The following is a 26,920-nucleotide window of genomic DNA, read 5'->3' as shown; positions in this document are numbered from 1 at the left end:
CAGATGCGAGCGGAACAGTCCTCGTATTCGCCACTGTTCTGCGCGCGTTTCACAAAAGCGCGCGCGTTTGCCGGATACGCAGCACCCTGGAAGGTGCCGGGCCGTCGACGCAGCGGTCACATGGGCGAGCTGGCCTGCGCCCAGAATCGTTTCGGTATACGTCCTGCGTGTCGGGCCTGGTAACCAGCCGCTACCGCATGTCTCATTGCCGACGCCATCAGCGCGGGATCCTTCGCGCGGGTCACGGCGGTGGCGAGCAGCACCGCGTCGCAGCCGAGTTCCATCGCGAGGGTGGCGTCGCTGGCGGTACCGATACCCGCGTCCAGGATCACCGGCACCGTTGCGGCGTCGACGATCATTTCGATGTTGTGCGGGTTGGCGATCCCGAGACCGGTGCCGATGGGCGAGCCGAGCGGCATGACGGCCACACAGCCGATGTCCTCCAGGCGCTTGGCCAGAACTGGGTCGTCGGTGGTGTACGGCAGCACCTGGAAGCCGTCGTCGACGAGTTGCTCTGCAGCCTTGACCAATTCGATGGCGTCGGGCAGCAGGGTTCGCTCGTCGGCGATCACTTCGAGTTTCACCCAGTCGGTCTCGAGCGCCTCACGGCCCAGCTGCGCGGTGAGCACTGCCTCGGCCGATCCTCGGCACCCTGCGGTGTTCGGCAGCGGCGCGATGTTCAACCGGCGCAGCAGATCCAGCACTCCCGTCCCACCCGCGGCGTCGACGCGGCGCATCGCAACAGTGGTCAGTTCGGTTCCGGACGCGACGAGGGCCTCTTCGAGTACCGCGAGATTGGCCGCTCCCCCGGTGCCGGTGATGAGCCGAGAGGTGAAAGTGCGATCGGCGATGACCAGTTGATCAACCACCCCAGGAGTGGAGCCCGCGGAACGACCCTCAACCACCCTGAACCGCCGTAAGAACGTCGATGGTCCAACCCTTTTGGACGTCGGTGGTGTCCCACCGACTCTTGGGCAGCACGGCACCGTCGACGGCAACAGCGATGCCCTTCTCCGGCATTCCGAGCTTGTCGAGGAGTCGAGTCATGGTCATGTCCTCGGTGAGCAGGTGATCCTCGCCGTTGACGGTGATGCCGATGGCAACCTGAGTCATGGTGTCCTTTCGATCTGCGGGCTGTGAATGTGCGAGAAGCGTTCAGGACTGGCGGCTTTCGCCTCGGAGATCTCTTCGCCGGAGACGAGTGCGGCTACCGCGTCGGCGGTGATGGGGGCGAGCAGGATCCCGTTGCGGCCGTGGCCCGTGGCGACGATCACCTGGGGAGACAGCCTGCCGATGATGGGTAGTCCGTCCGGGCTCATGGGCCTCAGTCCGGCGGCTGTTTCGTACAGCTCGTATTCGCCGATACTCGGCATGAGCCGTTCGGCGTCGGCTATCAGGTCGCGTACCCCGGCGACGGTCACCTGCGTGTCCTGGCCGGATTCGTATTGTGTTGCGCCGACGACCAATCCGTCCCCGCGTGGCACCAGGTAGATCGGTCTGCCGTGTACGGTTCCGCGAATTGTGCGGTGCGGCGGGGGCGCGGCGCTCGGTCGACGACGCAGCCGCAGGATTTCGCCCTTCACCGGCCGGACGGGCAGCGTGGGCCACAGCGCGGCCGACTGTGCCCCGGCGGCCAGAACCACCTGATCGGCGTCGGGGATGGTCTCCACCGGGGCGGTCACGAACTCCACTCCCGCATCCAGGCATCCCTGCTCGAGCGCGGCAACCAGCGCTCGATTGTCGACGGACAGCTCGGTCGGTGCCAGCAGGCCGAGCCGAATGTTTTGTGCCAGAGCAGGTTCGAGCTCACGCAGCTGTGCGCGACCGAGAATCTCCAATTCGTGTCCTTGCTCGCCCACCCACTCGGCAACGGTCCGCAGATCGGCGGCATCGGCGGAGTCGAGGGCAACCGTCACCGATCCGGACGCGGAGAACACCGACGGGCCGGGAAGGCGCTCGGCGAAGTCCGGCCACCGCGCCAGCGAGGCAGCACCGAGGTGCAGGAGTTCGTGTTCGCCCGGCCACCCCTCGGACAGCGGGGCCAGCATGCCGCCGGCCACCCAGGACGCGCCCTTGCCCAGAGCAGGATCGTGCACGACCACTCGGTGACCGTCCTGGCTCAGGCGCAGCGCCGTCGACAGCCCGATGACGCCTCCGCCGATAACGACGATGTGCACGCGATTCACGTCCTCACTCCCTGCGCCCGCATGATCGGGTTCAGGTATTGACGGTAAGGGCGGCGAACCCACTCTCAGCCCCACGATCCTCAGGACTCCCGCGATATCTCGGCCACTCCGTCGTCGGTGGCGGCCACCATGAGAATACAGTTCGCTTTGTGCATCCATCTCAGACCGCCCGCAATCAGACTCCCCGTGAGCGTCTTGCGTCCGCTCGCCTGTACCTGTGTACCGATGCCAGGCGCGACAAGGGCGATCTCGCGCAGTTCGCCGAGGCCGCGTTGTCCGGTGGCGTCGACATCATTCAGCTGCGCGACAAGAACTCCGCCGGTGAGCGCCAGTTCGGGCCGCTCGAGGCCAAGGACGAGCTGGCTGCACTGGCGATTCTGCTCGGCGCGACCAAGCGGCACGGTGCACTGCTGGCGGTCAACGACCGCGCGGACCTGGCGCTGGCCTCCGGCGCGGACGTGCTGCATCTCGGTCAGGGCGATCTGCCGGTGCACTACGCCCGCCAGATCCTCGGTCCGGACGTGGTGATCGGCCGCTCGACGCAGAACCGGGCCCAGTCCTCGCTCGCTGCGATCGAGGACGGCGTCGACTACTTCGCCGTCGGGCCGGTCTGGCCCACGCCCACCAAGCCCAACAGATCGGCCGCCGGGCTCGAGACTCTGCGGGCCACCGCGGACGCGCTGCCGGAGCGGCCGTGGTTCGCCATCGGCGGCGTCGATGCCACCAACGTGGATCAGGTCAGGGCAGCCGGTGCCGACCGCATCGTGGTGGTCCGCGCCATCACCGAGGCCCGGGACCCACAGGCAGCCGCTCGCGCGCTGGTCCAGGCTCTGCAGGCCTAGCCGGGGCACACTGGACGGAGTGTTCTCCTCCCTCGCCCCGGCCCGTCGCCGGTTGGTCCTCGCTCTCCTCGTCCTGGTTGCAGTCGGGGTCGTCGTGGTCGCCGCGATTGTTGCGTCGTCGCTCCGTACCGATGACCCCGTCGCGAGCGTCGACCAGTCGGTGCCCGGCCCGGTGCTGCTGGTCCCCGGTTTCGGCGGTTCCACCGGTGCGCTCGATGTGCTCGCGGCCGCGCTGCGAGAAGACGGTCGCGACGCCACCGTGGTGGCCCTGCCGGACGGTGGCGTCGGCGATCTGACCGCCCAGGCGGGCACCTTGCGTGACGCTGCCGACGCAGCTCTGACTCGGACGGGAGCGACGTCGGTCGACGTCGTCGGGTATTCCGCAGGCGGCGTGGTGGCCCGGATCTGGGCCGCCGACCTGGGCGGCGCCGAGCAGGCCCGGCGCATCGTGACCCTCGGCTCCCCGCACCACGGCACCCAGGTGGCGGGGCTGGCGGCCCAGGTCCTGCCCGATCGATGCCCGACGGCCTGTCAGCAGCTCGCCCCGGACAGCTCCGTGTTGGCCGCCCTGAACTCCGGCGACGAGACCCCGGAGGGGCCGCAGTGGGTGTCGATCTGGACCGACGTGGATCAGGTGGTGACCCCGCCTACCTCGGCCGAACTCGACGGGGCGATCGACATCCCCGTCCAGAGCGTGTGTGCGGATTCCACCGTCGATCACGGGAACCTGCCCCGCGATCCTCTCGTCGCGGCGATGGTCTCGGCCCAGTTGGAGGGCGGCTCCACCACCCAGCTCGGCGCAGCTGATTGCAGCCGTCTCAGCTAGTGATGTCCTTGGTCGTGAAGTTCGCCCACGCCGCGCCCAGGAGCACCACGACGTAGACACCCTGCAACCCGACGCCGCGCACCAGGTCCCGCGTCGGCACCGGATCGCGGAACAGGTCTACGAAAGCCAGCCAGTATCGCGTCGGCAAGTAGGGCGCGATGGCGTCGGCCGCGTCCAGGGTCAGCAGCAACGAGCTGGCGATGAGGAAGGCCAACGCGCCCAGTGTCGCGGCGAGCGGGGAGTCGGTCAGGGTCGAGAGAAACAACCCCATGGCAGCGACTCCGAGCATGGACAGCGTCACGTAGAGCACGGCGATGACGGTGCGCACGGCGACCTGTTGATCGGTCAGCACCGTGCCGGACACACTGGAGACGCCGGCCAACGACGTGGTGTCGAACAGCGTCGTACCGACGAAATACGCGACGGCGGCCACGATGACCACGGCCAGCAACACGAAGGCGGCCACCGAGATCAGCTTTGCCACCAGTAGTCGGGTCCTTCCCACCGGGCGGGCCAGCAGGTAGCGCAGGGTGCCGGCCTGGGCCTCTCCCGCGACGGCGTCGCCGGCGATGACCGACACCGCGACGGGCAGGAACAGCGGCAGCACGATGGCGAGCGCGGCGAGCGGGAAGAGCTGGCCGTTGGTGGTCACCGCCGACAGGAAGGCAGGGCCTTCGCCGGGCCGCGGACCGATGTCGGTGAGTGCCAACAAGCCCGCGACGATGGTGGGCAGCAGGTTCAGCAGGAGGATGACGACCCAGGTGCGGGGTCGACTCAGCATCGCGCGCAGCTCGACGCCGATCATGCGGTCACCTCCGTCCGGGTTGAGCGGACGGGACCGTCGACTCGGTCGGCGCTGGCGCCGGTGGCGGCCAGCACGGACTGCTCCAGACTCATCTGCTGCGTCGTCAGCTCGCTCACTCGGACCCCACCTTCGACGAGCAGTCGATTGAGCAGGGCCGAGTCGGGGTGTGCGATCACGAGCTGCTGCCCTTCACGGTGGAGCACGGTGGCGTTCTGGACTTCGGCGAGCACGGCGACGGCCTCGGCCGGGTCCGGGGTGCCCACGAGCACTCGGCCGGTGGGCTGTTGGAACGCGGAGAGCTGATCCTGCAGAACGAGGCGACCCCGATCGAGCACTCCCACTCGGTCGCACAGTTGCTCCACCTCGGCCAGCAGGTGGCTGGAGAGGAACACTGTGGTGCCCTTCGCATGCAGGCCCAGGAGCAACTCTCGAATCTCCAGGATTCCCTGTGGGTCGAGACCGTTGGTCGGCTCGTCGAGTATCAGCAGCTCGGGGGTGCGCATGAGTGCCGCGGCCAAGCCGAGGCGCTGCCGCATGCCGAGCGAGTACTGCTTGACCGGTCTGCGTCCCACCCCGGCGAGGCCCACCTGTTCGAGGGCCTCGCCGACACGGGCGGTCCGGGTGCGCCGGGCACCACCCGGCCCGGCCGCGTCGAGCAGCGTGAGGTTCCGGCGTCCCGAGAGATTGGGGTAGGCGGCGGGGTTCTCGATCAGCGCACCCACCCGCGGCAGCACGCTCCTGCGTCGCCGCGGCATCTCCTCGCCGAGCACCTGCATCTGCCCGGAGGTGGCCAGGACCAGGCCGAGCAGCATCCGCACGGTCGTCGTCTTGCCGGAGCCGTTGGCACCGACGAAGCCGTAGATGTCGCCGGCGCGCACATCGAGGTCGACGCCGTCGACTGCTCGCACCGATCCGTAGCTCTTGGTGAGGCCGGTCGTGCGGATCATGTGGCTGCTCCTTCGAGCTGCTGGGCGGCGGTGGCCAGGGTCTCTGCGGTGACGGTGCCGGAAAGCAGGTAGCGACGCCGGTCGGCGGTGGGCTCGGTGATCAGGACGTTGAGCGGCCCGATCGACAGCGCGACGCTGTTGCCGGTGACGACTGCGCCCGGGGCTTCCCGCAGCTGGTCGACGAGCCCGCGCGCGGCGCGACGCGGCAGCGGAGCGGCGATCAACTCGGTCACTCCGCGGCCGTAGATTCCCACCGCACCCTGGCCGCCGCGGTCCATCAGGCCGAGTCCGGACAGCGTCGACGGAAGACCGGCGGCGTCGATTCCGTCGGCAAACGAGGCGATGTCGAGACCGTCCTGCTGCTGCACATCGGTTCCCGGCGGCGGGACGAAGCGGACGGTGTCGGCGTCCGGGGTCGCGGAGGAGAAGTCGAGGAACGCGGTGCTGACGATAGGGCGGGTGGCCCCGTCGCCCAGCACGTCGACCTGTAGAGGAAGACCGCTGTCGGGATCGACCCACACGTCTACCTCGGTGACGGTGCTCTGCGGCTCGCTGGGGATCAGTCGGAGGCCAGGGGCGTCCCGGCCGGCGATCCGACGATCCGGCAGCCGGGTGACCTCATCGGCGTTCGCTTCGCTGAGCAACCGCTGCCCGAGCTCAGGGGGCAGCAGGTCGGCTTCGCGAGGCAGGCGCAGGCTCGGCTCGGGGACCGGTGTCACCACTGCCGTGTTCTGTTCGTAGTCCCAACTCCACAGCCGAGCCGGGCTCCGGTAGAGGCCACGCTCCCCGGCGAGGCGCACGGTGTCGACGCGCCAGCTGTCCGGGCTGCGATACCAGGCGCGCAGGGTCGTGGTGTCGCCCAGTAGATCCGGAAGGCCGCCGAGTCCGTCGGTCACCGGCAGAGTGACACCGCCGACCGCCTGGGCGTAGCCCGAGTACGGCGTCGCGGTGGAGGACTGGACTCGGGAGAGCAATTCGGCCGCGGTGATGTTCGACGCCTCGACGGGCCAACGCGCTATCACCGAGGGGGTGGCGACAAGCACGGCGATGCCGAGCACCACCGCCAGCCACCGCCACTTCTTGCGCACCTCTTCGACCGTACGGACGTACCCGGTGTGCTGCATGTGAGCAGAACCGACCGCAGTCGAACGCCAGGTTCTCTACAACCAGCCGAGGACGGTCGACGGCGTCAACACCTGCACCGAGTCGGGCAGCCGGTCGCGCAATCCGCGGTCGGCGGTGACCAGCGCCGTCAGATCCCCGTCGAGACAGGCCTGATCGGCCAAGGTGTCGTCGCCGCTGCCGTTCGCGAGAATCGTCCTGGTGCGCGGGTCGTTCACCACCGCGTCGCGGGCCTCGCCTTCGAGGACGGCCTCGATTCTGGTGAGCCACCCGTATTGGCCGCCGGGCAGTTCGACGGTGCGTGGCAACGTCTCGGCGAGCGAGGTGAGCAGTGCGCCGGTCGATCCGGCGCGGTCCTTCCACCAGCCGTTCGGTCGTGAGCCGAGCACGTTGGCGGTGTCCAGCAGTACCCGCAGCGGCACGGTGCGCAGCGCCGACCAGCTCGATGCGAACCCCGGGTGCAACGGGAGGTCGGCGACGATCGATTCCGGTACCCAGCGCAGTTCGGTGCTCTCACCGTTGGGCACGGTGGTCAGTGGATGATCGGTATCGGCAACGACGGTGGTGTACGACCAGCCGCTCGCGACACTCGCAGTGACCCGTTCGCTCCGCACGCACAGCTGTTCGGCAGCGATACCGGCTTCCTCGTGAGCCTCGCGTACGGCCGCGTGCTCGGTGCTCTCGTGAGAGTCACGGGCCCCGCCGGGCAGCGCCCACGTTCCGCCCTGGTGGCTCCACAGTGCGCGGTGCTGCAGCAGTACGAGTGGTTCTCCGGTGTTCGACGGTGCGCGGAGCAACAGTCCGGCGGCCCCGTGCTTTCCCCAGTGCCGAGAACCGTCGGCACCGATCACCCACCCGTCCCCGTCACCTCGCATGCTCACCACCCTAGGGGAATCGTCCGCCTGTAGTGACTGTGCTGTAGTGGCTGCAGTACGGTCCGCCTGCTTATATGCTCGGTGACGTGATCGCGGCCGGCATTACCCCCTCCGCTGCCGTGCCTCCGACAACGGCCACTCCCGTCGGTACCGTTGCCGGCAAGCCACCGGTTCGCTACACGATGCGTTCGACGCCTGCGCGGTTGGTCGCGATGGGAACCGCGCTGGTGGTGTTGGCGTTGACGGTCGGAAATCTGGCGTCCACGGCCGTCACCGAGCGGGTGGACACCTTGGGCACGCTGCTGGTGCGGACCGAGCCGTTCGCGAACTCGGCGCAGAATCTGTACGGGGCACTGTCGGTGGCCGATTCCGCTGCCGCAACCGCATTCATCGCCGGCGGTCTCGAACCGGCCGAGGTACGCGAACGCTACTCGCAGGCACTCGGCGAGGCGTCGTCCGAACTGATCGCAGCGTCGGCCGGAGTGACCGAGAACGACGAGGCCACCAGTGCCGTGCTGACGCAGATCGCCGCCGGACTGCCGGTGTACAGCGGTCTGGTCGAGACGGCCAGGGCCAACAACCGGAGCGGGAACCCGGTGGGGGCGGCATATCTCGGTGAGGCCTCGACGATGATGCAGACAAGTCTGCTGCCGCTGGCCGAGAAGTTGTACACCGAGCAGGCATCACGGGTGTCGGCCGATCAGGAACGGTTCACCAGCCCGCCGTTCTTCGCGATCGGGTCGGTGGTGTTCCTGCTGATGATGACCGGCCTGGCGCAGTGGTACCTCTCGCGAACGACGCGTCGAACGTTGAACGTCGGATTCCTCGGTGCCACAGCCGCTGTCGTCGGCCTGCTCGGCTGGATGTTGGTGGTAGGACTGATCTCCTCGATCGCTACCGACCGCGCGCTCGATCGCGGTGTCGCGCCGCTGAAGTCGTACACGACGGGTTTCATCATGGCGCAACAGGCCAGAGCGGACGAGACCCTCGATCTCGCACGCCGCGGCGGCAGTCAGGATTACGGACAATCGTTCGACGCCAACGTCTCTCGAATGTCGGAGATGTTCCAGGGTGATACCGCGGTGATCGACGCGCTGAACACATGGTCCGGCTCGCATGCGCGCATCGATTCCGCGCTCGAAGTCGGCGACTTCAACGGCGCGGTCGCCATCGCCACCGGAACCTCGGAATCCGATTCGGCCGCCGCCTTCACTGCACTGGACAGCGTTCTGGTCGACGGCATAGAGAACGCGCGAGCCGAACTACGGTCCAACATCGACCGCTCGGTCGGGGTGTTGTCCGGCTTGTCCAACGGCGCGTACGTGCTCACCGTCGTCGCCTCGGTGGCGTTCGGTGTCGGCCTGTTCCCGAGGCTGCGTGAGTACCTGTGAAACGTCTGCTCGCCGTAGGCCTCCTGACCACCGCACTGCTGGTCGGCTGTACTCCGCCGGAAAGCTTTGCGCCACAAGTCGATACGACGTTCTCCGAACCGCCGCTACCGGACGGCGCATCCGTGGCCGCTCGGCCGACCGAGACCCCGGCCGACGACGAGTGCGCCCGCCCCACCGCCAGCCTGCGCCCACTCACGACCGGCACGGATGCTCCGCCGGTACCGCAACCGACCATCGACGCACTGCGCGCGAAGGGCCGCCTGGTAGTCGGACTCGACACGGGCAGCAACCTTTTCAGCTTCCGTGATCCGATGAGCGGGCAGCTGGTCGGGTTCGACGTCGATATCGCGCGGGAAATCTCGCGGGACCTCTTCGGCGATCCGAACAGGTTGGACTTTCGCATTCTGACCTCGGCACAACGGCTGGAGGCCCTGCAGGATTCCTCGGTGGACATCGTGGTGAAGACCATGACCATCACGTGCGCTCGACGCAAGGACGTCCAGTTCTCCACCGTGTATTTCCAGGCGCAGCACCGGATTCTGGTGGTGCAGGGGTCGGGTATCCGCGGCGTCGGCGACCTGGCAGGCAAGCGCGTGTGCGCCGTCGAGGGCACCACCTCACTGCGACGACTGCAGCGAGTGCAACCCGCAGCGACCGTGGTCACTGTGCCGATGTGGTCGGATTGCCTTGTGGTGCTGCAACAAAGACAGGTCGACGCGATCAGCACCGACGACGCCATTCTCGCCGGTCTGGCTGCGCAGGACCCGTACCTCGAAATCGTCGGCGACAGCCTGAGCCCGGAGCCGTACGGGGTGGGGATCAACCGAGACAACGAGGATCTGGTGCGGTTCGTCAACGGAACGCTGGCGCGCATTCGCGCCGACGGAACCTGGAATCGCATCTACAACCGATGGCTGACGGTCCTCGGCCCCTCCCCCGGCCCGCCTACCGCGTCGTACAGCGACTAGGGGCATCATGGACGACGACGAACAGCAACCCACTGCCCCAGCGGACAAGACGCAGGCAGTCTTTCGGGCCGAGTCGGGAACCGACGGAATCGAACGCACCCAAGCAGTGTCGAGACGCCCAGCCGTGTCACGGGCACCGATCGACGATCGGACCGCACGGACGCCGGGCCCCGTTTCTCCTGACGCCGGCTCGACCGAACGCGGAACAGCGAAATCGGCTGCGACACGGGCCGCATCCACCCGTTCCAGGACGGGTAGGTCCAGATCAGGTCGATCGCGCAGTACCGGCCTTCGACGTCGACTCGGGGGCGGGCTGGTCGACGTACCCCGGGTGGAGCCGGTCGATCCCGAAACTGCGGTGATGTCGGATCCGACGGTGCCGCAGCACAAGCGGTTCTGCTGGAAGTGCAACGCCAAGGTCGGCCGCAGCGAGCCGGGCGAGCCCGACATCGCCAAGGGCGTGTGCCCGCACTGCGGCACGACATTCGACTTCACGCCCCTGCTCGAACCGGGCGATCGAGTGGTCGGCCAGTACGACGTGCAGGGCTGTATCGCGCACGGCGGACTCGGCTGGATCTATCTCGCCATCGACCGCAACGTCAGCGACCGCTGGGTGGTACTCAAGGGACTACTGCACTTCGGCGACGAGGAGGCCCACGCGGTCGCGGTCGCAGAGCGTCAATTCTTGGCCGAGGTAGCGCATCCCGGCGTCGTCAAGATCTACAACTTCGTCGAACAACCCCGCAGCGACGGGTCGACCGTCGGCTTCATCGTCATGGAGTACGTCGGTGGACGGTCGTTGCGCGACATCCTCGGTACGTGCGACGGCGGAAGGATGCCCGTCGAGCAGGCACTCGCCTACGTCCTGGAAGTGCTTCCGGCACTGGGCTACCTGCATTCGATCGGCCTGGTCTACAACGACCTCAAACCCGAGAACATCATGGTCTCCGACGACCAGATCAAACTCATCGACCTCGGCGCGGTCGCGGGTATCGAGGACTACGGCTACCTGTACGGCACGGTGGGCTACCAGGCACCGGAGATCGTCAAGACGGGACCGACGGTGGCGTCGGACATCTTCACGGTGGGCCGCACACTCGCGGTACTGACGCTGGACATGCCCTCGAAGAACGGTAAATATCTCGACGGCCTGCCGTCGGTCGAAGATTCCGAAGTGCTGCAGCAATTTCCGTCACTGCACCGACTGCTGCTGCGCGCAACGCACGAGAACCCCGCTCGACGGTTTCGATCAGCGGACGAATTCGCCGGGCAGGCGACCGGGGTGCTACGCGAGATTCTGGCCATCCGAACGGGCGTCGAGCGCCCCGGCCTGTCCACGGTGTTCAGCCCGCCCCGTACCACCTTCGGAACCGAGCAGTCGGTGGGCCGGACCGACACCTACGTGGACGGTACGGTACGCCACGAACGCATGACCGCAGCCGAAGTTGTTGCGGCGCTCCCCGTTCCACTGGTGGACCCCAACGATCCGAGCGCGCCCTTGCTCGCGGCGGCCGTACACGTCGAACCTCGCCAGACCCTGGACTCGCTGCAGCACGCCAAACGCAACGGCATCGAACGCATCACTGCAGGCGCGGACAAGCCCAAGGACTCCACGACTTCCTCGTCTCCTGTCGACCTGGGGGTCGAGATCACCCTCGCCGAGGTCAAAGCCAATCTGGATCTGGGGAACGTCGTCGAGGCCACCGAGATTCTCGCCAAGGTGCAGTCCGAGGACGACGCCGCCGATCCGTGGCGGGTGCAGTGGTACGCAGGCCTGATCGCGCTGCTGCATCACGAATACGATTCTGCGTTCACGAGTTTCGACAACGTGCTCGGAGCGATGCCCGGAGAGCTGGCCCCCAAGCTCGCTCTCGGTGCCACCTCGGAATTGCTCGGTCATGTCGCCGCGGGCAAAGCCGACGAGGCCGAGAAGTGGCGAGCCCGAGCCGAGGGCCTCTACCGAGCTGTGTGGCGTACCAACCGCGGCATCGTGAGCTCGGCGTTCGGCTTGGCCCGACAGTTGCAGCGGCGCGGTGATCAGACCGGGGCCATCGCCGCTCTCGACCAGGTACCGATCAGTTCACGGCACTACTCTATGGCGCGCATGACCAGTGTGCTGACGCTGCTGATGGACCGCTCGCGAGCCGAACTGTCCGAAGCCGACTTCCGTTCCGCTGCACGCCGAGTTGCGTTGCTGCCCAAGGCGGAGAGCCGGGCACTACAGATGCGGACGCTGGTGCTCGCGATGGCCCTGGACTGGATCGTCTCCGGCCACGCCGCCACGGCCGAACGGGAGCCGATTCTCAGCGTCCCGTTCACCGAGGACGGATTGCGGCGTGGCACCGAGAAGGGGCTGCGGGCGTTGGCCCGCAACGCCACCGATCGCGCGCATCGCTTCTCACTGGTGGACCTGGCGAACGCTATCCGGCCACGTTCACTGTTCTAGTCGCCGTCACGAACCAGATCGTCCGTCGCCCGAGCGATCGCCAGTTCCTCGTTGGTCGGCACCACCAACACGGTCACGGTCGACGAATCTGTCGAGATGACGCGAGCCTGCTTGCTGCGCACCGCATTACGCTCCGGGTCGATCTCGATGCCGAATCCCTCGAGGTTCGCCAGGGCGTCGGCACGCACGGCGGCCGCGTTCTCGCCGACACCGGCGGTGAACGTGACGACGTCGAGCCGGCCGAGTCCGAGCATGTACGCGCCGATGTATTTGCGCAGGCGATGGATGTAGACGTCGTACGCCAGCCGCGCGGAGGCGTCGCCGTCGTCGATCCGTTGTTGCAGTTGCCTGAAGTCGTTGACCCCGGACAGTCCGATCAGTCCGGATCGCCGGTTCAACAAGGCATCGATGTCGTCGACGCTCATGCCTGCGCTGCGGCGCAGATGCATGATGACGCCGGGGTCGATGTCGCCGCTACGCGTCCCCATGACGAGTCCTTCGAGCGGGGTCAGACCCATCGAGGTGTCGACTGCCTTGCCACCGGAGACCGCGGAGGCCGAGGCTCCATTGCCCAGATGCAGGACGATCTGGTTCAGGTCTGCGAGATCGCGTCCCAAGAACTGCGCCACCTGGTCCGAGACGTAGTGGTGCGAGGTGCCGTGGAAGCCGTAACGCCTGATGTCGTGCTCGGCGGCGACGCTCGCGTCGATGGCGTAGGTAGCGGCCGCGTCGGGCAGTGAATGAAAGAAGGCCGTGTCGAACACCGCCACATGCGGGACGTTCGGCAGCTGCTTCCTGGCGACCTCGATGCCCAGTACGTTCGGCGGATTGTGAAGCGGCGCAAGACTGCTGAGGTCGGATATCTGCTGTACGACGGCGTCGTCGATGATCGTCGGACGGTAGAACACCGTACCGCCGTGGACGACGCGATGCCCGACGGCGGTGACGGCGGAGCCCAATTGGATCCCGGCATCGGCGAGCATCTCGAACGCCAGTGCCAGACCGGCACCGTGATCCTCGATGTGCTCGGTACGCTCGACGCTCTCGCCACAATGGTCGAGTTCGACACGGCCGTCGGATTCACCGATGCGCTCGACGAGCCCGCTGGCCACGGACTCGCCGGTGCCGGGGTCGACCAATTGGAACTTGACCGACGACGACCCGGAGTTGACGACGAGGATGCTCACGATTCGCTGTTCTCCTTGGCTGCGTCGGCAATGCCCTGTGCCTGAATAGCCGTGATGGCAACGGTATTGACGATGTCCTCGACGAGTGCGCCGCGGGACAGATCGTTGACGGGTTTGCGCAGGCCCTGCAGAACCGGTCCGACGGCAACAGCACCGGCGCTGCGCTGGACGGCCTTGTAGGTGTTGTTACCGGTGTTGAGATCCGGGAAGATGAACACCGTCGCGCGGCCGGCCACCTCGGAGTCGGGCAGCTTCGACGCGGCGACGGACGGCTCGATCGCCGCGTCGTACTGGATCGGGCCTTCCACGAGTAGTTCCGGATTTCGTTCGCGCACAATCGCAGTGGCCTGTCGAACCTTGTCCACATCGGCGCCGGAACCGGATTCTCCGGTGGAGTAGGAGAGCATCGCCACCCGCGGCTCGATGCCGAACTGGGCCGCCGTCTGCGCCGAGGACACGGCGATGTCTGCGAGCTGCTCGGCTGTCGGGTCCGGTACGACGGCGCAGTCACCGTAGGCGAGTACGCGATCGGACAGGCACATCAGGAAGATCGACGACACCGTCGACACTCCCTCGGTGGTCTTGATGATCTCGAAGGACGGCTTGATGGTGTGCGCGGTGGTGTGCGCCGCGCCCGAGACCATGCCGTCGGCGATTCCCTTGTGCACCATCATCGTTCCGAAGTACGAGATGTCGGCCATGATCTCGCGGGCTCGCTCGATCGTCATGCCCTTGTGCTTGCGCAGTTCGGTGTATTCGGCCGCGAAGTCCTCGGTGTACTCGCAGTTGTTGGGATCGAGCACAGTGGCTTTGTCGAGGTCGACACCCAGTTCCGACGCACGTCGCCGAACAGGACCCTCTTCGCCGAGGATCGTGAGGTCTGCAACCTGACGCTGCAGCAGTCGGCCGGCAGCCCGAAGGATGCGATCGTCGCCGCCCTCGGGCAGGACGATGTGCTTGCGGTCGGCGCGGGCCCGGTGGATCAGCTGGTACTCGAACATCTGCGGAGTCGTGATGGTGGGGATGGCGATGTCGAGCCGTCCCAGAAGGGTTTTCGCGTCCACTCGCTGTTCCATCAACCCCAGTGCGGTGTCGACCTTGCGCTGCGATCCCACCGCGACGCGGCCCCGGGTCTGCGCCGCAGCAGAGGCGGTGTCGAACGTGCCGAGATCGGTGGTGAGGATCGGCAGCCGGGGGCCGAGTCCCGCCACCAGACGTGCGATGGCCGGATGGGGCTCGATGCCACCGTTCATGATGATGCCGGCCAGCGACGGAAAGCCCTCGGCCTCATGGGCATTGACCAGTGCGAGAAGTACGTCCGATCGGTCCGCAGGCGCGATGACGACGACGCCCTCGGTGAGGCGTTCGAGGATGTGCTCGGCTGTCATGCCACCGACCATGACCCGCAACGCTTCTCGCTGCAGCAGCGACGAGTCACCACTGTAGAGGGTGCCGTCGACGGCGTCGAGCAGCTCGGCCATGGTCGGGGCCACGAGGAGGGGGATCTCCGGCAAGCTCCACGCAGGCACCCCGACCGACGCCAACGCATCGGTGACCGCATCGAGATCGTCGGGGGCACAGCGGTTTGCCACGATGGCGGCCAGATGAGCGTGATGTTGGCGTAGTTCGGCCTGGCACAGAGCAGCCAACTGCGCGATCTCGTCGGGTGTGCGATCCGATCCACGCAGTGCGAGCAGCACCGGGGCACCGAGATTGACGGCGATCCGGGCGTTGAAGCCGAGCTCACTCGGGCTGCCGACATCGGTGTAGTCGCTTCCCACGATCACCACGGCGTCGCACTGAGCAGCAACCTCGTGATAGCGATTGACGATCTCGCTGAGCGCGCCATCCTGGTCGGTGTGCACCTGCTCGTACGTGACGCCGAGCGACTGCTCGTACGTCAGATCCGCGGTGGTGTGCTCGACGAGAAGTTCCAGAATGTAATCGGGCTCGTCGGTCGAGCGCGCGATGGGCCGAAACACTCCGACCCTGGCTGCGGTAGCAGCAAGCATCTGCAGCACACCCAACGCAATGGTGGACTTGCCGGAGTCGCCTTCCGGTGACGCGATGTAGATGCTCGAGGGATACATGTCCGACGCGTCGGTGCCGCTGGGCTCAGCCATGCCCGCCAGCTTAGTGCGGGTCGTTCCGCAGGCTCCACTCCTGCCCAGTGGGTTGGGGTGTTGACACCGGGCGCGGTCGGGCTGTCCTATGAACCATGGCCGATTCACCGTTCCCGGACGTGCGCTGGGGCAGCGAGACCTCGTTCATCCGCAAGCCCGCCGTGAAGTTCGCGTCGACCAAGCCCGGTTCGTGGGTGATCAGGAACCTCGCGGGCGTCGACCGCTGGTTGTTGACCAAATCCGACGGCCGGTTCACCGTCCTCGGCCCTATCGCGGCACCGGTGGTGTTGCTGACCACCACCGGCCGCAAATCCGGCAAGCCGAGGACGAGCCCGCTGCTCTACTACCGCGAGGGCGACAAGATCTTCGTCGTGGGCTCCAATTTCGGTCAGCAACATCACCCGGCATGGACGTCCAACCTCCTCGCCGATCCGAAGGCCGTGGTGGCCATCGGCGGCAAGAAGATTCCGGTGACGGCCACCCGCATCACCGGCGACGAGAAGGCCCGCATCTACCGACAGTTCGACGCGATGGTCGAGGTATACGGCGAATACGAGACCAGGACCGACCGCGACATGCGATTGTTCGCACTCGCGGCCGATCTCGGTGGTTCGTCGTAACTAACCGAGCTTCCGCAGGCGCGGCGCGAGGTCCTTCTCGAAGAGTTCGAGGAACCGCTTCTGATCGTGACCCGGCGCGTGGAACACCAGGTGGTTCAGGCCGGCGTCGGTGTACTGCTTGACCTTCTCCACTGCCTCGTCCGGATCCGATGCCACGATCCAGCGCTTGGCGACCTGCTCGATCGGCAACTCGTCGGCGGCCTTCTCCATCTCGATCGGATCGTCGATCGAATGCTTCTGCTCCGGTGTCAGCGACAGCGGGGCCCAGAAGCGGCAATTCTCCAGAGCCAGTTCGGGATCGGTGTCGTAGCTGATCTTGATCTCGATCATCTTGTCGATCTCACCGGCGTCGCGCTCGGCCTTACCCGCACCCTCTTCCACAGCCGGAAGCAGCTTGTCGGTGTAGAGCTCCATGCCCTTGCCCGAGGTGCAGATGAAACCATCGCCCGCGCGTCCTGCATACCTCGCCACGACGGGTCCGCCGGCCGCGATGTACACCGGGATGCCACCCTCGGGAACGTCGTAGATCGACGCACCCTTGGTCGTGTAGTACTCGCCCTCGAAATCGACACGGTCACCGAGCCACAGCTCGCGCATCAAGCGCACGGACTCACGCAGGCGCGCGAATCGTTCCTTGAACTCCGGCCATTCGCCGGTGAATCCGGTAGCGATCTCGTTGAGCGCCTCGCCGGTACCGACACCCAGCATGATGCGCCCTGGGTACAGGCAGCCCATCGTCGCGAATGCCTGGGCGATGACCGACGGGTTGTAGCGGAACGTCGGGGTGAGCACCGAGGTACCGAGCTGGATCGTGTTCGTCCGCTCACCGACGGCAGTCATCCACGCAAGCGAGAACGGCGCATGCCCGCCCTCGTGCCGCCACGGCTGGAAATGGTCGCTGACCGTCGCGGAGTCCATTCCGTGCTGCTCGGCGAGAACACCGAGCTCGACCAACTCACGCGGCCCGAACTGCTCCGCCGATGCCTTGTAACCGAGTTTGAGACCCTGCGCCACGCCGAACTCCTGTCGTTGGTCGTCCTAGTTCTTCGATTGTGCACCCGCGGTGGTCGGCTGAGTACTACTGGATCCCCAGAACGGTGACCACTGCAGCCATGACCGCGACAATTGCTATTCCGACCGCGAAGATCCACAGGTCCCGGGACTCCGGCATCGGTGCACCGCGTTCCAGGGCAGCGCGCACCCGCATCCACCGCCGCAGGCCGATGATCGGTGCCGCGGCGGCGAGTCCGATCAGAATCAGACCGAGTGCCGTCCGCACCCATCCCGTACTGAAATCAGGAACGAGGTGAACGATCGCAATTCCGCCGGCCAGGAGCCCGAGCGACGTCCGAAGCCACGCGAGAAAAGTGCGTTCGCTGGCGAGCGTGAACCGCTCGTCGGGGCGCGTCACTGACGTGCGGCCATGCGCTCGCGAATCAGATGGGCAATCAGTTCAGGATCGTCGGGGGTGAAGACCGGCGAGATGCGGCGGATAGTCAGCACCACTGCAGTGTCCTTCTTGGGACGCATCACGTCCAGCGGAAGCCACCGACCGACCATCGCACTCGTCAGTCGGCATGCCCCGCGTTCGGTGCGGGCGTTCTCACCAACGTCAGGTGGGAGGTGCGACGCAACTCGAATCCGATGGACAGGTAGAGGTCGATGGCGCGCACGTTCGCCGCCGACGCATGCAGAAACGGCTCCTCACCGCGGGCGCGGATACCGTGACCGATCGCGCACACCAGGTCCGTGGCCAGACCCTGCCCTCGGAATGCCGGGTCGGTGCAGACCGCACTGATTTCCGTCCACCCCGGTGGGTGCATGCGCTCGCCCGCCATCGCGATCAGCGCACCGTCGCGTCGGACTCCGAGGTACGTGCCGAGCTCGATGGTCCGGGGCAGGAACGGCCCGGGCTCGGTGCGGCGAACCAATTCGAGCATCTCGGGGACGTCTGCTGCCGTGAGCTCTACGGCGTCAGCGAATGGCCTCGTCTCGAGGTGCGTGCCCACGAGTTGCACCAAACCGAAGGTCTCCACATGCGACCACCCCTCGGGCAGTGCGCGTTCCGGTCCGTTCAGCGCCACCACGGTTCGGGGGCCGAACAAGGCCGCGATGTCGTCCCAGTCCTGCGGATCGAGAACGTCAGGATGCACCAGGAACGGAGACACTTCGGGATCCGCCCGCACGACCCGTCCGCGCCGGACCGCAAAGCGCGAGAGTGCGCCGTCGAGGGAATTGCGGACGGGGTCGTCGAGAGGATGAGCAGACACAGCAAATAGAGTCGCACGAACGGTCGACGGTCAACGCACCGTCAATGTCGACACCAATACTTATACCGGTATAGTTATTCGTCACACGACGAAAGGCATCACATGATCGAGATTCTCCCACCCAGCAAGATCCCCCTCGCACGCAAATCCGGCGCTCTGGTCGCCGAAATCCTCGAGACCGTCCGCGAGCGTGCCACCGTCGGCACCAACCTGCTCGAGATCGACGAGTGGACCAAAGACATCATCCTCGGAGCCGGGGCAACGTCCTGCTACGTCGACTACGCGCCGTCCTTCGGTCGCGGCCCGTTCGGTCACTACATCTGCACCTCCGTCAATGATGCTGTGCTGCATGGCCTTCCACACGACTACGCATTGACTGACGGCGATCTGCTGACTCTCGATCTCGCTGTGGTCCTCGACGGCGTCGCAGCGGACTCTGCCATCAGCTTCGCAATCGGCGAGCCCCGGAAAGAAGACACCGCCATGATCGACGCCACCGAACGGGCTCTGGCTGCGGGGATCGCAGCGGCACGTCCGGGAAACAAGATCGGTGACATCTCGCATGCCATCGGCACCGTCCTCGGCGAGGCGGGCTACGCGATCAACATGCAGTTCGGCGGTCACGGCATCGGGTCCACCATGCATCAGGACCCACATGTGTCCAACAACGGGCGGCCGGGCCGCGGCTACGGACTTCGTCCCGGCCTGATGTTGGCACTCGAGCCGTGGATCATGGAAGACACCGACGAGCTCGTCACCGACGACGACGGCTGGACCCTGCGCAGCACGACGGGATGCCGTACCGCGCACAGCGAGCACACGGTGGTCATCACCGACGACGGTGCCGAAATCATGACCTTGCGGGCCTGACTACAGGCGCTTCTCGAAGGTGTTCGAGAACGGCAGGACCTCGTAGGGAGGAAACACCGGGATTCGGGTGTAACCGCTCTTCTCGTACAGTCGAACCGCGTCGGGCTGACGGTCTCCCGTCTGCAATATCAGCCGCGGCAGCCCTTGGTCGCGGGCGGCATTCTCCGACGCCTCCAGCAGGGCAGCCGATACACCCGTGCCGCGATGGTCGGGGTGCACGAACATGCGCTTGAGCTCGAGGTCCGCCCCGTTCCAACGCAGCGCTGCATGCCCGACGGCATGCTCATCCCCCTCCGCTTCACGGCGATACACGACGAACGTCCGGTGCACAGTGCTCTCGTCGACGGCGTTGGCCTGGGTCTTCGACATCAGAGCGGCCCGGTCTGCGTAACGGGGACCCACCTCGGCGGCCATCGCCGCGCGCAGGGTTTCGGCGTCGGGGTGATCCCAGTCGACGGCTCGGGTGAACAGGGCGGCGCGGGATCGGCATACATCGGTCACGCCCGATCGCAACACGTCGACGGTCATGGGGTCAACAATTGCGATCACGGTGAGCGCATCTCTGGCGCACGAGCCCGCCGTCGATCACTCTGTGACGGTGAACAAGAACTGTCGCTGCCCACGCTGACCAACTGCCCGGTATCCGCAGCACACCCTTGTCTCAGGAGCTCTCCAGCATGACCACCGAAGCCACCGTCGTTGTCCACATCTCCGATTCCGGCACATCGTCCCTGCAGGGATTGACCCGACCGCAGTTGCACGCACTCGCCGATGCGCTTCGCAGTGCCGCCAAAAGCTATGCGCCGCATGCGAAGATCCTGACGCGATTCGATGTTCGGGTCAACGATCTGAACGCTCCCCTGGTCATCGACATCCCTGCCCGAGACGTGATCCTCGGCGGAAAGAGCATTCGACTCAGTCACACCGAGTTCGAGATCTTCGCGTATCTGGCTCAGCATCCACGCGTCGTCGTTGCGAGATCCGAGCTCAACACATCCGACGGCGGACGCAGCGTCGACGTCCACCTGTCGAGGGTGCGCACCAAACTAGGCCAATTCGGTCGACTGATCACCACGGTCAGAGGAACCGGGTACCGCTTCGACCCGGAACCGGGAATCCGCGTAGTCACCCAACCGACGATATTGCGCAGCGCCTGAACGTTACTGCGACAGAGCAGTAGTTCTGCGTCGGCGGTTTCGCCGGACCACCACGAACACGAGCAGTGCAACCAGAACCACGGCGATCACTGCGCCGAGTGCCGTTGCGCCGCGGAAACCCGGCGCGCTGGTGTCGAGGGTGCGTTCACCGGCATGGGCGGCATTGCTGGTACCGAGGACGATGGTGAGGGTCAACAGGTTCGGAATCGCAGTGACGACGGCGAGGATGACCGAGCCGATAGCCAATTGCTTGCCCGCCCTACCCTTGCGGACCGTCCAGGCGCTCCAGAAGAACACCAGCGGCGCGAACGTGCAGACGATGCCGAACAACAGGCCCCACAGAATGCCCTTGGTGAACGTACGGTCGGCCAGTTCTTCGACCCGAAGACTCCACCAGCGCGGAAGAAACGCCGCCAGGATGAAGTACGCGATCAACAACAGGACGATGCCGGCTCCGACGAGGATGCCTCGCCTCTTCCAGTTCGCCGAGCTGGTCGACGGTGCGGGCGTGGTCGGATCGGCAGTCATGAGGACATCGTAGATCGTGCAGAGCAGTACCCCACTCGAGTCGAGACCTGATCGTTAGCTTCCATCGTCGACGCGCGTCCCGTACAGCCCGTGCTCGTGCCGAGTTCGAATCACTGTGAGCCGAACCATTCCGCTTCGGTCGTCGGAGGGCCATCGTCGGAATTCATGACAACCAGCACTATTCGAACGTCCGTCGTTCCCTTCGTTCTCAACGCCAGCGGTACCGGGGTCGCCCAGCACCTTGTCGCAGACGGCGATGCAGGCCACCAATTCGACACCGATGCCTATCCTGCATTCGGCGGTAAGGACGAGGCACCCAGCCCGTTGTTCTACGCGCTCGGTGCGTTGACCTCGTGCAACCAGGTAACGGCCGCCCTCGTCGCCAAAGACATGGGAATCACGCTCGGCGAGTTCACGTTTCGCATCCAAGGCGACCTCGACACCGCAGTGCTCGTGAACGGTGACGAAGGAAATGCGAACTTCGACGCCGTGAAGGTCGAGGCGACGGTACAGACCGACGCCGACCAGGAGACCTTCGACAAGTTCGTCTCCGAGGTAGCTCGCCGTTGCCCGGTGACCCAGCTCTTCGTGCGCAGTGGCCTGGAGTTCGTGAACGAATGGTCGCGCGCAGAGTTGAGCTGACCGAGCTCGTCCCTCGACCCGACTCGTAGGGCGCTCCGAAGCGCCCTACGAGGCCTGCTCCCGCTCCGACGCGGTCTCCTCGTCGAGACCGAGGTGCCCGCGCAGCGTGGTGCTCGTGTACTCGGTTCGATAGACCCCGCGCTCCTGTAAGGCCGGAACCAGTTTGTCCACGAGGTCGTCGATGGCATCACCCAAGTGATAGGGGTTGATGTTGAATCCGTCGACCACCCGGTGCCGCACCAGATCGGCCCATCGATCAGCCAAAGCCGCAGGCGTGCCGGAATGGAACCGAGACGCAGGCGAGATCTCGAGTACCAGTTCGCGGATCGACAGGCCCTTCTCCTCGGACAACGCGCGCCACTGGGCAATCTGATCGAGCTTGCCGGTCCGCGCGTCGACCGCGAGGGTGCCACGGGACGGATCGAGCTCGTCCTCTACCGGTTCGATGTCGGGCAGCGGACCTTCCGGGTCGTAGCTCGAGAGATCCTTACCCCAGTAGTGCTCGAGGAACGCTATGGCGCGAACTCCGTTGTAGGCGTTGGTTCGTAGCCAGCGAACCTTCTCTTCCGCCTCCGCCTCGGTGTCACCGAGTACCACGGTGACACCCGGCAGAATCTTGACCGCGTCTGCGGCGCGACCGTACGCAGCCGTTCGCGCGCGGAGATCTCGCGCATAGGCGACAGCCGCGTCGTAGGCGTTGTTGGCAGAGAAAACGACGTCGGCATGCCTCGCTGCCAGATCGCGTCCACCCGAAGAATCCCCGGCCTGAAAGAGCACGGGCCTGCCCTGCGAACTGGACCGAACATTGGGTGTTGCACGGGCTTTCAGCAGATCGGTATCGGCGTCGATTTCCGAACCCGCCCAATACTGTTTCGCCAGTTCGACCACCTGGGTTGCCCGCTCGTAGCGTCGCTCGTGGTCCAGCCAACCTCCGCGACGGAAATTCTCACCCGTCCATGCGTTGTCGGTGGTGACGATGTTCCATCCGGCGCGCCCGTCCGACAGGACGTCGAGGCTCGCCAACCGCCGCGCGAGCTCGACGGGGATGCTGTAGGTGGTGTTCTGCGTGGCGACCAGTCCGATGCGCTCTGTCACCGACGCCAACGCAGCGAGCTGTGTGATCGCGTCCGGCCTGCCGGCGATGTCGGTGGAGAGGATCGCACCGCGGTTCTCCCGCACCCGCTGACCGTCGCCGAGGAAGAAGGCATCGAACAGACCACGTTCGAGCTTGGTTGCCACCTCGACGAAGGTGTCCGTCGCAACCTGATCGGGTGCCTTCGGATCCTCCCAGACCGTCTGGGCACCGATTCCCGGATAGAACACGCCCAGATGGATCTGTGCATTCGGGTCGAACGGTGCGCCGGTGTCCGGGTGCTGGTCGTTGGTGCTCACGATGATTCTTCTCCCTATTTCTGAGCCGAAGCGGCGTAGCGGCTGACCGGACGCGCCAGTCCCAAATTCTCGCGCAGCGAGAGTCCAGGGGTCGGCCTGCGAAGCAAATGTGCCGGGACGGCAAGGTCTTTCACGGCGTCAGTCCCGAGATGTAACCGGATGCCGTCGACCACGCCGGCCAGCGATTGGGCGTCGGACAGATCGTCGATGTCGGCGAACACCAGGGCTGCTCCATCGGCGCGCGCCGCTGCCGCCCGATCCGCCACATCGTCGCCGCGCACCAACGCCACATCCAGCAGATCGGTGACGCCCAGATCTACATCTCCGATGACGACCACCTGACCCTGCGGCGAACGTGGAGTGATCAAGGGCCCGACGACGTCGAAGAACTCGCCCTCGAACCGCACGTGATGCACCTTGGCTGGGTCGAGATATCGACCGGTCGCCGCGTCACGGATAACCGCGTCGTCCTCCCACGAATCCCACAGCCGCCGAGACACGTCGATGACGTCACGGATCTCAGCGGTCACGCTCGACCGCACCTCCGATCCCACTGCTGCATGAGCGGCCGGCGAATTGTCTGCGCCGATCACCCAGGCTCCTCGGCCGTGGGATGCATGGTCGAGACTGGCGAGTTGTGTTGCGAGAAAGAACGGTTCGGTAGTGACGGTGTGGACGGTGGGAGCCAGCCCGATGGTCGACGTGGTCGAGGCGACGAACGCAGCGCGCGTGCCTGCATCGAGTCGATTCCGGGCCGAGACCAGAGAATCACCGAAGGTGACGACTGTGAAACCTGCGCGTTCGGCCTCCGCGACGTTGCTGCGAAGCCGCTCGGGTGACTCGTCGTAGCCGTCGAGTTCGAGGGCAAAGTACAAGGTGTCAGCCATTGTCGACCACGATCGCACCTGCCACCGTGCCGAATTCGACCCTCGATGGCGCGCTTCGCACATCCATCAACGTGGCCTCGCCCGCCACGGCTTCGCTGAGGCTGATCAACTCCGAACTCATCGTGATCCTGCTTTCTCCGGGGCATGCATCGATACCTGCGCAACAGCCCACGTTGCCGTAGATACGCTCGAGAATGAAGGGTTCGAATCAGCATGAGGCAAACCGAGGAATACAGATGTGAACACTCAGGACGAATGGCCGAACGACGATAGGCTGCCTGATCATGGTCGCCGATTTCCTGCGCAACTGGCTTGTCGACTCGGACCCAGCGCTGCGTTGGCAGGTGGAGCGCGATCTCTTGGACGAGCCGTCCGAAGTTTGGGAAGCAACTCGCGCCCGAGTTGCCACCGAAGGATTCGGTGCAAGGCTTCTCGCGCTGCAGGATCCGGACGGGCAATGGGCCGGCGGCGCATTCTTCCCTGCGAATTTCGATAGTTCCGCGGCTCCGGGGCAACCCTGGACTGCGACCACTTGGTCGCTGAATTCGCTGCGCGAGTGGGGTCTCGACCCCGCGGTCCTGCGAGCGCGCCGCACGGTCGAGTTGCTCGACAAGAACAGTCGGTGGGAGTACGACAACCTGCCGTACTGGGGCGGCGAGGTGGACTGCTGCATCAACGCGTGGACGGTCGCCAACGGGGTGTGGCTGGGTGCAGACGTCGAGGGCATCGTTCAGTGGTTTCTCGAACACCAGCTACCGGACGGTGGATGGAACTGTGAGTGGGTCGAGGGATCGACCCGCTCGTCATTTCACTCGACACTGAACTCGTTGAAAGGATTGCTGGAGTACGACACAGCCCTCGGCGGCACGGACGAGACTCGAGCTGCCCGGCGCGCCGGTGAAAAGTACTTGCTGACGCGAAAGCTCCTGTACACGTTGTCCACGGCTGAGAAGGTCGGGCCATGGGTGGATCAATTCTTCTACCCATCCCGTTGGACGTACAACGCCCTCAATGCCGCCGACTACTTTCGGCAGGCTTCCCTGCTCGATGGGACAGCGCCGGATCCCCGCATGGAGGAGGCGATAGGAATCATCAGAGCCGCCCGCCAGAACGATGGAACGTGGTTGCAGGGTCACCCTCATCCAGGTGAGGTGTGGTTCGCGACCGACGTACCAGAGGGTGAACGCTCGAAGTGGCTGACACTGATCGGAACCCGAGTGCTGACGTGGTGGGATTCCTACTACGGATGATCGTGCCTGCGTGGGGCATGCAGTAACGGTTTACCTCGAAAACGGTCTACCCGAAGCAACGCTTGCGATGTCAGCCGCGGATGCCGAAGTCGACGGCAGCGTGGGTGCATGCAGGCTGCGATCCAAGGCGGTCGATGAGAGCCGCTACTCGCGCTTTGAGCCAGGTCATGGACGTGACGGTAGGCTCGCCGCCCAGATTCGTCACCCGTTCCGATCACGCTGATTCGAATGGCGGCAAGGGAGGAAGCTCGAGATTTTCGCGGAAGGTTCCGCCGATGTAGTCGGTGCCGAGAATGCCCCTTTTGCGCAATTCCGGGAACAGTCCGTTGAGCACGAAGTCCCCGGTCCGTGGGTCGGTCAGTCCGCCGACCGAGATGACGTCGAGAACCCCCGCGTCGTAGCGTTCCTGGATGGCGTCGGCCAGTTGCTCGGGGGTTCCCGCTGCGGCCCAGTGGCCGGTGTCCTTCGATTTGATGATCAACTCACGCAGCGTCTTTCCTTGCGCCGCCAGTTTGCCGAAGATCTCCACTCGACCTCGTCGACGGTTGACCGAGGCCGGGTCGGGCAACACCGACTCCGGGATCGGCTGGTCCAGCGGCAATTCCGACAGGTCGACGCCACCGCCGAGCATGTCTTCGAGCCGCAACCTGCCGGCGTCGAAGTCGGTTGCATCCTCGGCCTCGCGAACGGTCTGCGCCACCTCGGCTTCCGATGCGCCGTAGGTGGCGTGGAAGGAACTGAAGATCAGGGGCAGTCGGTCGCCGCGACCCAGTTCGGCGGCCCGGGTTCTCACTGCCTTGGTGTAGGTGACGGCGTCTTCCAGAGTCGCAAGCGAGATGAACACCACCTCCGCGAACCGGGCACCCAACTCGATCCCGCCTGCGGACTGCCCGGCCTGGAACTGCACCGGCCGTCGCTGCGGCAACGCAGGAATGTTCAGCGGACCCTGAACGGCGAAGTACTTGCCCCGATGATCGATGCGCTGCACCAGCGATGAGTCCAGTTCGATGCCCTTCGGCCCCGACGTCAGTGACCCCGGTTTCCAGCTGTCGAACAACTTGTTGACCACCTCGAGCGACTCGGTGGCGCGGGCATACCGCTCCTCCGGGCTCGGCAGGTCCAGGTCGCTGTAGTTCTCCTCCCCCAGCGACGAGGTGACGGCATTCCACGCCGCGCGACCGTTGCTGACGTGGTCGAGCGTCCCGAAGAGCCTCGCCAGGTTGAACGGATGATGGAACGTCGTTGTGACGGTTGCGATCAAACCGACATCCGAGGTGACCGCGGCCAGCGCGGCGAGATAGATCAACGGTTCCTGGGCGCCGATAGCACCTTGCGACCCGAAGCTCAGCAGGTCGGCCGCGAAGAGCGCATCGATCTTGTTGGCCTCCGCAATTCTGGCAACCTCGAGGGCCTGATCGAGAGTGGACTTGGTGGAATCGACTGCCGCGTCGTAGATATCGGTTCCACCACTGACGCCGGTGACGGTCTTGAGTGTGCGACGACGCTCGCTCATGCGCCCTCGTGCCGAACTGTTGCGAGTGTCATGTGGAACGACGGTAAAGTGCCGCCGGCCGAAAAGGGAAGAC

The 26,920-nt window shown here is 65.7% G+C and carries 29 protein-coding genes and 1 riboswitch; of the genes, 10 read left to right on the top strand and 19 right to left on the bottom strand.

All coding sequences use genetic code 11. From position 1 onward, the window contains the following. Positions 1 to 116 precede the first annotated feature (116 nt). Genes CH294_RS14185 through thiO form a run of 3 tightly spaced genes read right to left on the bottom strand, consistent with a single transcriptional unit; the run spans position 117 to position 2,177 of the window. Positions 117 to 869 carry a thiazole synthase gene (locus CH294_RS14185; protein ID WP_094738292.1) on the bottom strand — a complete coding sequence of 251 codons (753 nt, stop codon included), beginning with the start codon at positions 867 to 869 and terminating at the stop codon, positions 117 to 119. A 28-nt stretch (positions 870 to 897) separates the two neighbouring features. Beyond that, positions 898 to 1,113, bottom strand: a complete 216-nt coding sequence (thiS, locus tag CH294_RS14180) for a sulfur carrier protein ThiS (protein ID WP_032380248.1) — start codon at positions 1,111 to 1,113, stop codon at positions 898 to 900. After that, a complete protein-coding gene (gene thiO / locus CH294_RS14175; protein ID WP_249305301.1) occupies positions 1,110 to 2,177 on the bottom strand; it encodes a glycine oxidase ThiO in 1,068 nt (355 codons plus the stop codon). The genes thiS and thiO overlap by 4 nt, the downstream gene beginning before the upstream one ends. Continuing rightward, a riboswitch (TPP riboswitch) is annotated at positions 2,178 to 2,289 on the bottom strand. 46 nt (positions 2,290 to 2,335) lie between these two features. On the opposite strand from thiO, the gene thiE reads away from it, so the two are divergent. Both thiE and CH294_RS14165 read left to right on the top strand, forming a co-directional pair. Next, positions 2,336 to 3,028, top strand: a complete 693-nt coding sequence (thiE, locus tag CH294_RS14170) for a thiamine phosphate synthase (RefSeq protein ID WP_032401758.1) — start codon at positions 2,336 to 2,338, stop codon at positions 3,026 to 3,028. 19 nt (positions 3,029 to 3,047) lie between these two features. Then, positions 3,048 to 3,854 carry an alpha/beta fold hydrolase gene (locus CH294_RS14165; protein WP_094738291.1) on the top strand — a complete coding sequence of 269 codons (807 nt, stop codon included), beginning with the start codon at positions 3,048 to 3,050 and terminating at the stop codon, positions 3,852 to 3,854. On the opposite strand, the gene CH294_RS14160 is transcribed toward CH294_RS14165, so the two are convergent. The 4 genes from CH294_RS14160 to CH294_RS14145 are packed head-to-tail and all read right to left on the bottom strand — an operon-like array spanning position 3,847 to position 7,603. Then, complete coding sequence (locus CH294_RS14160; protein WP_037148848.1) at positions 3,847 to 4,659, bottom strand: ABC transporter permease; 813 nt, start codon at positions 4,657 to 4,659, stop codon at positions 3,847 to 3,849. The genes CH294_RS14165 and CH294_RS14160 overlap by 8 nt on opposite strands. Then, positions 4,656 to 5,606, bottom strand: coding sequence for an ATP-binding cassette domain-containing protein (locus tag CH294_RS14155; RefSeq protein WP_094738290.1), 951 nt, complete (start codon positions 5,604 to 5,606; stop codon positions 4,656 to 4,658). The genes CH294_RS14160 and CH294_RS14155 overlap by 4 nt, the downstream gene beginning before the upstream one ends. Next, on the bottom strand, positions 5,603 to 6,730 hold the full coding sequence (locus CH294_RS14150) for a hypothetical protein (protein WP_094738289.1): 1,128 nt from the start codon (positions 6,728 to 6,730) through the stop codon (positions 5,603 to 5,605). Before CH294_RS14150 ends, CH294_RS14155 begins: the two co-directional genes overlap by 4 nt. Before the next feature lie 36 nt (positions 6,731 to 6,766). Beyond that, complete coding sequence (locus tag CH294_RS14145) at positions 6,767 to 7,603, bottom strand: NUDIX hydrolase (RefSeq protein ID WP_094738288.1); 837 nt, start codon at positions 7,601 to 7,603, stop codon at positions 6,767 to 6,769. An 86-nt stretch (positions 7,604 to 7,689) separates the two neighbouring features. On the opposite strand from CH294_RS14145, the gene CH294_RS14140 reads away from it, so the two are divergent. The 3 genes from CH294_RS14140 to CH294_RS14130 are packed head-to-tail and all read left to right on the top strand — an operon-like array spanning position 7,690 to position 12,408. Beyond that, positions 7,690 to 8,994 carry a hypothetical protein gene (locus CH294_RS14140; RefSeq protein ID WP_230592338.1) on the top strand — a complete coding sequence of 435 codons (1,305 nt, stop codon included), beginning with the start codon at positions 7,690 to 7,692 and terminating at the stop codon, positions 8,992 to 8,994. A gap of 23 nt (positions 8,995 to 9,017) precedes the next feature. After that, the gene (locus CH294_RS14135) at positions 9,018 to 9,962 is read left to right on the top strand and encodes a glutamate ABC transporter substrate-binding protein (RefSeq protein WP_230592372.1); all 945 of its coding nucleotides are present in this window, start codon (positions 9,018 to 9,020) and stop codon (positions 9,960 to 9,962) included. A gap of 7 nt (positions 9,963 to 9,969) precedes the next feature. Beyond that, positions 9,970 to 12,408, top strand: coding sequence for a serine/threonine-protein kinase (locus CH294_RS14130; protein ID WP_212709795.1), 2,439 nt, complete (start codon positions 9,970 to 9,972; stop codon positions 12,406 to 12,408). On the opposite strand, the gene CH294_RS14125 is transcribed toward CH294_RS14130, so the two are convergent. After that, complete coding sequence (locus tag CH294_RS14125; RefSeq protein ID WP_094738287.1) at positions 12,405 to 13,595, bottom strand: acetate kinase; 1,191 nt, start codon at positions 13,593 to 13,595, stop codon at positions 12,405 to 12,407. The two genes, CH294_RS14130 and CH294_RS14125, sit on opposite strands and share 4 nt — an antisense overlap. After that, complete coding sequence (pta, locus tag CH294_RS14120; protein ID WP_170944721.1) at positions 13,592 to 15,718, bottom strand: phosphate acetyltransferase; 2,127 nt, start codon at positions 15,716 to 15,718, stop codon at positions 13,592 to 13,594. The genes CH294_RS14125 and pta overlap by 4 nt, the downstream gene beginning before the upstream one ends. Positions 15,719 to 15,813: 95 nt before the next feature. Between pta and CH294_RS14115 the strand changes: the two genes are divergently transcribed. Next, complete coding sequence (locus tag CH294_RS14115; RefSeq protein WP_094609437.1) at positions 15,814 to 16,338, top strand: nitroreductase/quinone reductase family protein; 525 nt, start codon at positions 15,814 to 15,816, stop codon at positions 16,336 to 16,338. On the opposite strand, the gene fgd is transcribed toward CH294_RS14115, so the two are convergent. The 4 genes from fgd to CH294_RS14100 all read right to left on the bottom strand — a co-directional run bounded on the left by fgd (position 16,339) and on the right by CH294_RS14100 (position 18,608). Then, positions 16,339 to 17,352: a glucose-6-phosphate dehydrogenase (coenzyme-F420) gene (fgd, locus tag CH294_RS14110; RefSeq protein ID WP_032401751.1), complete on the bottom strand. Its 1,014-nt coding sequence runs from the start codon at positions 17,350 to 17,352 to the stop codon at positions 16,339 to 16,341. It abuts the gene before it with no gap. 64 nt (positions 17,353 to 17,416) lie between these two features. Next, positions 17,417 to 17,749 carry a DUF202 domain-containing protein gene (locus CH294_RS14105; protein ID WP_032380237.1) on the bottom strand — a complete coding sequence of 111 codons (333 nt, stop codon included), beginning with the start codon at positions 17,747 to 17,749 and terminating at the stop codon, positions 17,417 to 17,419. Further along, positions 17,746 to 17,898: a hypothetical protein gene (locus tag CH294_RS27485; RefSeq protein WP_170944720.1), complete on the bottom strand. Its 153-nt coding sequence runs from the start codon at positions 17,896 to 17,898 to the stop codon at positions 17,746 to 17,748. The genes CH294_RS14105 and CH294_RS27485 overlap by 4 nt, the downstream gene beginning before the upstream one ends. An 8-nt stretch (positions 17,899 to 17,906) precedes the next feature. After that, the gene (locus tag CH294_RS14100; RefSeq protein ID WP_094738286.1) at positions 17,907 to 18,608 is read right to left on the bottom strand and encodes a GNAT family N-acetyltransferase; all 702 of its coding nucleotides are present in this window, start codon (positions 18,606 to 18,608) and stop codon (positions 17,907 to 17,909) included. A gap of 102 nt (positions 18,609 to 18,710) precedes the next feature. Between CH294_RS14100 and map the strand changes: the two genes are divergently transcribed. Then, entirely contained in the window at positions 18,711 to 19,478 is a 768-nt protein-coding gene (gene map, locus CH294_RS14095) for a type I methionyl aminopeptidase (protein ID WP_094738285.1), read from the top strand. On the opposite strand, the gene CH294_RS14090 is transcribed toward map, so the two are convergent. Further along, positions 19,479 to 19,892 (bottom strand): GNAT family N-acetyltransferase, encoded by a 414-nt coding sequence (locus tag CH294_RS14090; RefSeq protein WP_080737158.1) that lies wholly within the window; start codon positions 19,890 to 19,892, stop codon positions 19,479 to 19,481. 263 nt (positions 19,893 to 20,155) lie between these two features. Between CH294_RS14090 and CH294_RS14085 the strand changes: the two genes are divergently transcribed. Then, positions 20,156 to 20,635 carry a winged helix-turn-helix domain-containing protein gene (locus CH294_RS14085; protein WP_094738284.1) on the top strand — a complete coding sequence of 160 codons (480 nt, stop codon included), beginning with the start codon at positions 20,156 to 20,158 and terminating at the stop codon, positions 20,633 to 20,635. A 3-nt stretch (positions 20,636 to 20,638) separates the two neighbouring features. On the opposite strand, the gene CH294_RS14080 is transcribed toward CH294_RS14085, so the two are convergent. Next, a complete protein-coding gene (locus tag CH294_RS14080; protein ID WP_094609434.1) occupies positions 20,639 to 21,163 on the bottom strand; it encodes a permease in 525 nt (174 codons plus the stop codon). 165 nt (positions 21,164 to 21,328) lie between these two features. Between CH294_RS14080 and CH294_RS14075 the strand changes: the two genes are divergently transcribed. Further along, positions 21,329 to 21,805 carry an OsmC family protein gene (locus tag CH294_RS14075; RefSeq protein ID WP_094738418.1) on the top strand — a complete coding sequence of 159 codons (477 nt, stop codon included), beginning with the start codon at positions 21,329 to 21,331 and terminating at the stop codon, positions 21,803 to 21,805. Positions 21,806 to 21,850: 45 nt separating this feature from the next. Here the strand turns inward: CH294_RS14075 and CH294_RS14070 are convergent, their stop codons facing one another. The 3 genes from CH294_RS14070 to CH294_RS28010 are packed head-to-tail and all read right to left on the bottom strand — an operon-like array spanning position 21,851 to position 24,205. Further along, complete coding sequence (locus CH294_RS14070) at positions 21,851 to 23,197, bottom strand: LLM class flavin-dependent oxidoreductase (RefSeq protein ID WP_094738283.1); 1,347 nt, start codon at positions 23,195 to 23,197, stop codon at positions 21,851 to 21,853. Positions 23,198 to 23,211: 14 nt separating this feature from the next. Further along, a complete protein-coding gene (locus CH294_RS14065; protein ID WP_094738282.1) occupies positions 23,212 to 24,084 on the bottom strand; it encodes an LLM class flavin-dependent oxidoreductase in 873 nt (290 codons plus the stop codon). Then, a complete protein-coding gene (locus CH294_RS28010) occupies positions 24,077 to 24,205 on the bottom strand; it encodes a hypothetical protein (RefSeq protein WP_283164505.1) in 129 nt (42 codons plus the stop codon). Before CH294_RS28010 ends, CH294_RS14065 begins: the two co-directional genes overlap by 8 nt. Before the next feature lie 163 nt (positions 24,206 to 24,368). Between CH294_RS28010 and CH294_RS14060 the strand changes: the two genes are divergently transcribed. Beyond that, the gene (locus CH294_RS14060) at positions 24,369 to 25,334 is read left to right on the top strand and encodes a squalene cyclase (RefSeq protein WP_094738281.1); all 966 of its coding nucleotides are present in this window, start codon (positions 24,369 to 24,371) and stop codon (positions 25,332 to 25,334) included. A gap of 214 nt (positions 25,335 to 25,548) precedes the next feature. Here the strand turns inward: CH294_RS14060 and CH294_RS14055 are convergent, their stop codons facing one another. Next, positions 25,549 to 26,847 (bottom strand): NtaA/DmoA family FMN-dependent monooxygenase, encoded by a 1,299-nt coding sequence (locus CH294_RS14055; protein ID WP_094738280.1) that lies wholly within the window; start codon positions 26,845 to 26,847, stop codon positions 25,549 to 25,551. Positions 26,848 to 26,920 lie beyond the last annotated feature (73 nt).

It is taken from the genome of Rhodococcus sp. 14-2483-1-1 (genome assembly GCF_002259335.1).
Classification (GTDB): Bacteria; Actinomycetota; Actinomycetes; order Mycobacteriales; family Mycobacteriaceae; genus Rhodococcoides.
This window is presented reverse-complemented; position numbering and strand designations above follow the sequence as displayed.